4 protein-coding genes and 1 pseudogene are annotated in these 6,415 nt (G+C 57.8%); all 5 read right to left on the bottom strand.

The window, feature by feature from the left end; genetic code table 11:
* Nucleotides 1-792, bottom strand: a 792-nt coding sequence (locus tag AB1772_09350; GenBank protein MEW5796555.1) for a flagellin, incomplete at its 3' end; no start/stop codon positions are given.
* 286 nt (nt 793-1,078) lie between these two features.
* Entirely contained in the window at nt 1,079-3,532 is a 2,454-nt protein-coding gene (locus AB1772_09345) for a tetratricopeptide repeat protein (GenBank protein MEW5796554.1), read from the bottom strand.
* 51 nt (nt 3,533-3,583) lie between these two features.
* Entirely contained in the window at nt 3,584-4,060 is a 477-nt protein-coding gene (gene fliW, locus AB1772_09340) for a flagellar assembly protein FliW (protein ID MEW5796553.1), read from the bottom strand.
* A 29-nt stretch (nt 4,061-4,089) separates the two neighbouring features.
* Nucleotides 4,090-6,024 carry a flagellar hook-associated protein FlgL gene (flgL, locus tag AB1772_09335; protein ID MEW5796552.1) on the bottom strand — a complete coding sequence of 645 codons (1,935 nt, stop codon included), beginning with the start codon at nt 6,022-6,024 and terminating at the stop codon, nt 4,090-4,092.
* A gap of 157 nt (nt 6,025-6,181) precedes the next feature.
* Nucleotides 6,182-6,382 (bottom strand): annotated as a pseudogene (gene csrA / locus AB1772_09330) (carbon storage regulator CsrA).
* Nucleotides 6,383-6,415 lie beyond the last annotated feature (33 nt).

Raw genomic sequence — 6,415 nt, 5'->3', positions numbered from 1 at the left:
CGTACCTACTCCGGCAGCAACGACAGCCGCGATCGCACCACCGGAGACGATTGAGGCCTGTTGCGGGGTGGCGTTGATCGCGAAATCGTTGCCGAAGGCGTCCTCGCCTACCGTGGTGATGACGCCCGAGATCTTGGTCGCGCCGGCTGAGGACTGCACCACGTCGATGTTGTGCACGCCGCCGGTGAGGTTGTACGGGTCACCGTCGACGTTAGAGAGCGTCAGACCGAGATTCTGGACGTTCAGGGTTGAGGTCGAATCAGCCGTCTTCGTGACTGTCACATAATGCGTGCCAGAGCTCAGACCGGACGATTTGATCGTCAACCCGGTGTTGTTGTTCGACGTGATGCTGGCGACGTTCTCCTTGGAGCCATCGAGCAGCTTCTTAGTGCCGAACTGGGTGTTGGCCGCGATGCGGTCGATGGTCTTGACCGCGTTTTCGATTTCGGCCTGGTCGGCAGCGAGCTGATCGCTGTCGTTAAAACCTTCGTTGGCGGCATGAATGGCCAGTTCTCTCATCGAGATCAACAGGTTGTTGATTTCGGTCAGAGCGCCCTCTGCCGTCTGAATCATGCTGATCGATCCTTCCGAGTTCTGGATGGCGCGGTTCAGACCGGCAATCTGAGCGCGGAACTGCTCCGAGATCACCAGGCCGGCCGGGTCGTCAGCGGCGACGTTGATACGGAAGCCGGATGACAACTTCTGCATGGACTTTTCCATGCTGGTCGTAGTCAAACCGAGATTCCGGTTGGCGTTCAACGACGCGATGTTGTGGTTGATACGAAGTGCCATGAGTCAATCTCCTCCGTGATTGTTTTAGTGAGGTTTCCTTTTCCTCTTTGTTTTCACATCAGGATGACCTGCACTTCCCATGTTAATTGGTCGGTAATTCAGTGTATCTGATCCCATGAACACCACAGCGTCTATGTTCGTGTGCCCCCCCTTCTTCCGAAGCCTGTCTGTACATACGTGTCGCGTATTTGGCCCTCTGCATTTTTATATCTTCTTTGTCGGCAAATGCTTGTGCGGCTTGAGACCCCCTCCTCGAATATTTTGAACAGCGGCGAAACCTTACCCTTTAGGATCGGGCGCCGGGATCAGTCAACTCAGCCAGTTTCTGGTGGGCCACGGCATTCCGGGGATCGACCGAGAGCACATGCCGATACCCAAGTACAGCCGCTTCGCTATGTCCCATAACGAGATAGCAGTCTGAAAGCCGAAGCAGTACCTGGGTGTCGCCGGGAGTCAGGCGAAGTAAGCTTTCATAGCAAGTGAGCGCGCGCGAGACCTCCCCGAGGTCGCTCCAGAGGTCGGCCAACAGCCGCCAGCCGGCGGCGTCGCCAGGACAATGCTCCATATAATGATTCAGGGCATCAGCAGCCTGTGGTTTCCGGTCCTGCCTCAAGTGGGCCAAGGCCAGATTGCGGTACGCCAACGGTTCGAGAGGAGTCAGGTCAAGGGCCAGGCGATAGTGCTCCTCTGCCTCGGCGAATCGATTCTGCCGGTAAAGGCAGTTGCCAAGATCATTCCGGAGGGCCGACGTCTCGCCGTGCTGCTCGACAGCCTGGAGATACTGAGACTCCGCCAGAGCATAGCGCCCCATTTCGAAGTACAGTGAAGCCAGCCCGACCAGCGCCTCGGCCGTGGGCCGATTTTGCAGTTGATGGCGGTACCAGTGCTCGGCCTCGTCCCAGTCACCTTGTGACTCGTGCAGGCGTGCCAGGCGCGAAGCAGTTTCTCGGTAGCGGGGGTTTATGCCGATGGCTTTGAGATAGCACTGTCTGGCTTTTATCGGATCACCGGTCAGTTCGTACAGCGCGCCGAGGTTGTTATAGGCCAGGTCGCGCGCATCGGGGAAGCTCAGGATGATAGGCATAACTTCGGTGGAGTTATCAAACTTCGCCTGGGCTTCCAGGTAACATTCGAAGGCCGCAATTGCGCTGCGAAAATCGCGAAGTCTATAATGAATCAGCCCGAGGTGAATGAGGCCGTCGAGGTAACCCGGGCGCACCTCGAGAGCCTTCCGGCAGAATTCTAATGCTCGGGGATAATTCTTGAGTGATAAATACACCGCCGCGAGCTGGTTGAGCGCCATCAGGCGCAGATGACGACGCCCGGTATCACGTTCAGGGACCAGGCCGATCACTTTCTCGGCGGCGGCGATTATCTCCCCGGCGTTTTCGGGGCTCACTTCGGGCTCCACGCCTCTTAGCAATTCAGCGTAATTGAACAGGGCAAAGATGTCGTTCGGGTTCTCATTTAGCTGCTTTTGCAGGAGACGCTTCGAGCGCTCGAACTTGGCCTTCATCTTGTCGGGCGGGAGATCATACCCGAGGTGCGTAAGGCGCGCGTTGGTTCGTACCACCCGTGAACCAGCAGGTAACACGAGCTCGTTGTGAACGATACGACTATAGCGAAGCTGCGACTCCCGCTTGAACATGCGGATGGAATTGGCGAATGTCACGCGCTCATGGTTTTCGCCGTAGACATTATAGACACCGACTGAAACCAGATCCGCATGGCCGCTCCGCATGGTATCTATGAGGAGCGGTACGTCCTCGAGCGTCATGCGTTCGTCGGCATCGATGATAAGGACCCATTCAGATGTGGCCTGCTCAATGGAGGAATTCCGGTGAGCGGAGAAATCATCGGCCCATGGCTGTTCGAGTACCTTCGCGCCATACTGGCAGGCGATTTCAATCGTTCGATCCGTGGAGCCGGTATCGACAACAATGATTTCATCGACCCAGTCGCGAATCGATTCCAGACAACCCGCCAGGAGCTGCTCCTCGTTCCTGACGATCATGCATGCCGAGATCGTGGGCCGAATGAGCAGATAGTCGCGGAGCATGGTCAGCTCCTGCATGTCGTGGCAGCGTTCCAGGCCGCGGTCGACCACTTCAGCGGCTTCGTCGCGGCGACCCTGCCGGACGAGCGCCCGCACCAGGCCGACATGGGCCGGGACCGAGCTGCTGTCGAGATTGGCCGCACGGCGGAAGGCCTCGATCGCTTCCTCATCTCGCTGTAACTGCAGGTATGATTCGCCCAACCAGACATAGGCGCGGGAACGATAGGTGGCGTCGACAAACAATCCCGTCGGCAGCGGCCCGGCTTCTCCCTTCCGTGTGCGGTCAAGAAAATCGCGGGCTATTGGAATGACCCGTTCGTATTCGCGCATGGCGTAGGCGACCTGGGACGACAAATAGAGCCAGTCAGAACCGACCTCCGCACGGTCGGCGGCGATGGCAATGAGCTGTTCGGCCCTATCGTATCGCCGGGCAGCTACATGGCCACAGGCCAAAAGCAATCGGATGCGGTCGCGCTGGACAGAATCGAGCGTAGGCGAATCGGGGTGGAAGGAGCAGAGTATCTCGGGGATCGCGGTTTCCAGACCGTGCCTGGCGCAATGCTCGGCCGCGTCGAGGGCGGCGCTCAGGTCGTCCGGATCGGCTTTGAGCCGGCTCCTGAGATCCGGCGGCAGGTGCTCAAGTGAATCATGCGGCGGGGTCATCGATATCCTATTTCTCTTCAAGCGCGACAATCCTGACGGAGCCGGATTTCAGTAAATGAGTCCGTGTCTGGCTCAGACTTCGGCCAGCTCCTCCGCGCGGACACGGCGCCTTGGGGCGGCAGTCTGCTCGGTGGCTTCCATAACCGAGTGCTGCACCTGGTAACGGGAATTTACCAGCACGAGCTGCTTGGCCTTGTTATTGGCGGTGTTGATCAGGATGGGACCCTGCAGGTTGGCGGTTATGTCTTTGGTCCTCTTGATGATGGTCAGTATGACATAGGTCTCGACCGACGCCGGGTCGTCTACGTCGAGCTCGGCGATTTCCTGTGAGTTGATTTCGATTCGGTAATCGGGGAAAAAGAGCAGCGGGTTCATTACCAGGAAAGCGACATCGGTGTCCTCCGTCGACTGCATGAGTAGAAACGGCGCCAGTTCCTCGACCTCGACCAGGCAGAAAAACCTGAGCTTCTCAAAACCGAGTATCGGCCGCTCCATGGTGATGATCTTGTTGTCCGGCACTTCGAGAGTGCCGAATCTCTTGCTTGTCATTATCATTGGGTGCACCCCTTCCAGTCTATTTACCGCATGAAGTCGAGCAGGCTCGGCTGAATTATCCTCGCGGCCGCGGCCAGCGCCGCCTGGTAGCTGTTCTCACGCGTGGCCAGTTCAGTTATGACCTTGGTCATGTCAGCGTCTTCCTCCTCGGCCAGCAGCCTGGTAAAGCCGAGCTCCATGTCGAGCAGGCGATCGGCCGTGCCGTCGAGACGCTGGAAATTCGTGCCTATCGAGGCGCGAGATTCGAGTGACGAAGTGATTGCGTCATCGAAATGACGCACCATCCGGTTAACGCCCTCAAGGTCGTCGTCGCGCAGGGCGTTCGCGAGAACCATAAACGCACCCATCATGTCACTGGCGCCGAAAAGGCCCATTTGCTTGGCCACCCGCCCGCCCTCGACATCCTCGATAGTGAAGGATCGATAAGGATCGTTGTTCACGATCTGTATGCCCCGACCAGAACTGTTCAACGTGGCAGTTACGTCGAGGGCCGAATTGTTGATATTGTCAATTAGGTCCTGTACCGTCACGATCGCGGGATCCGACGGGTCGACCGTATGGCGGGCATTCCCCTGCGATAGCACGAAACGGCCACCGTCGAAACCGAGGCCGTTGCGAAGATCAGTGAGGTCTGTAGTCAGGGTCAGACGGGGATCGAGATCGGAACCGGACTGGTCGTACAGGTAGTCACCGGCGATACCCAGCCCTGCCGCAGCGCTGCCGATTGTGTCGGCAATCGTGAACGAGGCCCCGGCCTGGAGGCTCTCGCCCACAAGCTGGGCGCCGACAAATCCGAGAATCCCCAGATTAGAGGCTGTCAGGTCATTGGCTGATGCGTTTTCTATGGTCAATCCGAGCGGCGGCCCGGTGGTGTCGTTAATCACCAGGCCATTGCCCGCAGCGTTGATACCCATCGTAACATTGCCAAGCCCCTCAGATGTCATCTTCGCGTTGAATGCCGAAATGACTTCTCCTACGGTGGTGGCGTCAGAGAGGTCGACGTATACATCAACCGAGGTGCCATTAGTGACCCTGATAGTGCCGCTTGTCAGGTCGACACCGGCGCCGTCGTGTAGGCGGTCGATCTTTGTGGCTGTAGATATCTGCCCGCTTGGAGTCGTGTCTATGCGCAAGCTGTTGCGGTCGGGGCTAAGGCTGACAGTAACAGTGGCATCCATCCCCGCGGCGGCGAGACCGGCATTGATCCGTGCAACTGCTTCTCCTACCGTTGTGATCGGCGGCGCAGCGGCGAGATCGATTGTAGCCGATACACCGACCAGGTTTTGATCGGTGATGGTAATGGTGCCGGTTGTCAGATCGATACCGGAACCAGCGTTCAGGTCGCTAATGAGCGTCGCATTGGTGACCGCGACATTGAGGTCAGCGTCTTCGCCGAGGATCGATAACGGCTTGAGAAAGACTTCCGCGCCGGTAAGGTTGATACCCTGCCGCACCCGCGATTCGATTTCAAATTCTATCCGACCGTCATCACCCAAATAGGTCACCCCATGGTTGCCGATCTGGAACGGCGACAGCTTGGTGCGGAAGCCCGAAAACACCTGGCGGCCTCCAATCTTGGAATCGCTCAGTTGAACCAGGCGGTCGAAAATAGCGTCGACATCACTCGCGGCGGCGCGGCGCTGCGACGAATCATAAGTATCGTTCGACATGGCCAGCGCGACGTCTTTGGCTTCGGTCAGAAGGACCTTGACGTCATCGAGGATACTGTCATAGTTGGCGAGCCAGTTCTGTCCCTGGCTGACGTTCTCCTGGAATTGGGTAATCTTGGAGAGTTCGGTTCGATAATTGAGGTCGCGCAGAGTACCGATTGGGTCGTCCGACGGTTGGTTGATCCGCCGCCCCGACGACATCTGCCCCTGGAGCGTCAAAAAACGCCGCAAGGCCAACTGCACGTTAAAAACCACCTGGCTTTGAAGCATGTTGTTGGTGACTCGCATGGCGTGCTAACCCCTGATATTGCGACCGGTGAGGGATCGGGTATCCATATCATCCGCCCTGTTGCGAGTTGGGCGGGTGGTCCTTGAAATCGACCACCGAGCCTTTCTTCTTGTCCGCGTCGCCGGCAATCTTGTCCTTGATAATCTTGACCATGCCAAGCAGGTCGGACTTCACGTTGCCGACCGCCTTGCGGTTCTCCTGCTGAATCTTGACGTATATCTCCTCGCGATGGACAACCACATCGCTCGGAGCGTCAATGCCAAGGCGAACCTGCCGACCACGAATGCCCAGCACCGACACGCGGATGCTGTCGCCGATGGTGATCGATTCGCCTAACTTCCTTGTTAGTATTAACAAACCACCCTCCGTGGTGAACGATTCCCCGCAGTG

This window comes from Candidatus Zixiibacteriota bacterium, assembly GCA_040752815.1.
Classification (GTDB): domain Bacteria; phylum Zixibacteria; class MSB-5A5; order GN15; family FEB-12; genus JAGGTI01.
This window is presented reverse-complemented; position numbering and strand designations above follow the sequence as displayed.

Excerpts from the sequence above, each read along its gene's own strand:
- flgL (MEW5796552.1), bottom strand. The coding sequence starts at position 6,024 with ATGCGAGTCACCAACAACATGCTTCAAAGCCAGGTGGTTTTTAACGTG.
- fliW (MEW5796553.1), bottom strand. The coding sequence starts at position 4,060 with ATGACAAGCAAGAGATTCGGCACTCTCGAAGTGCCGGACAACAAGATC.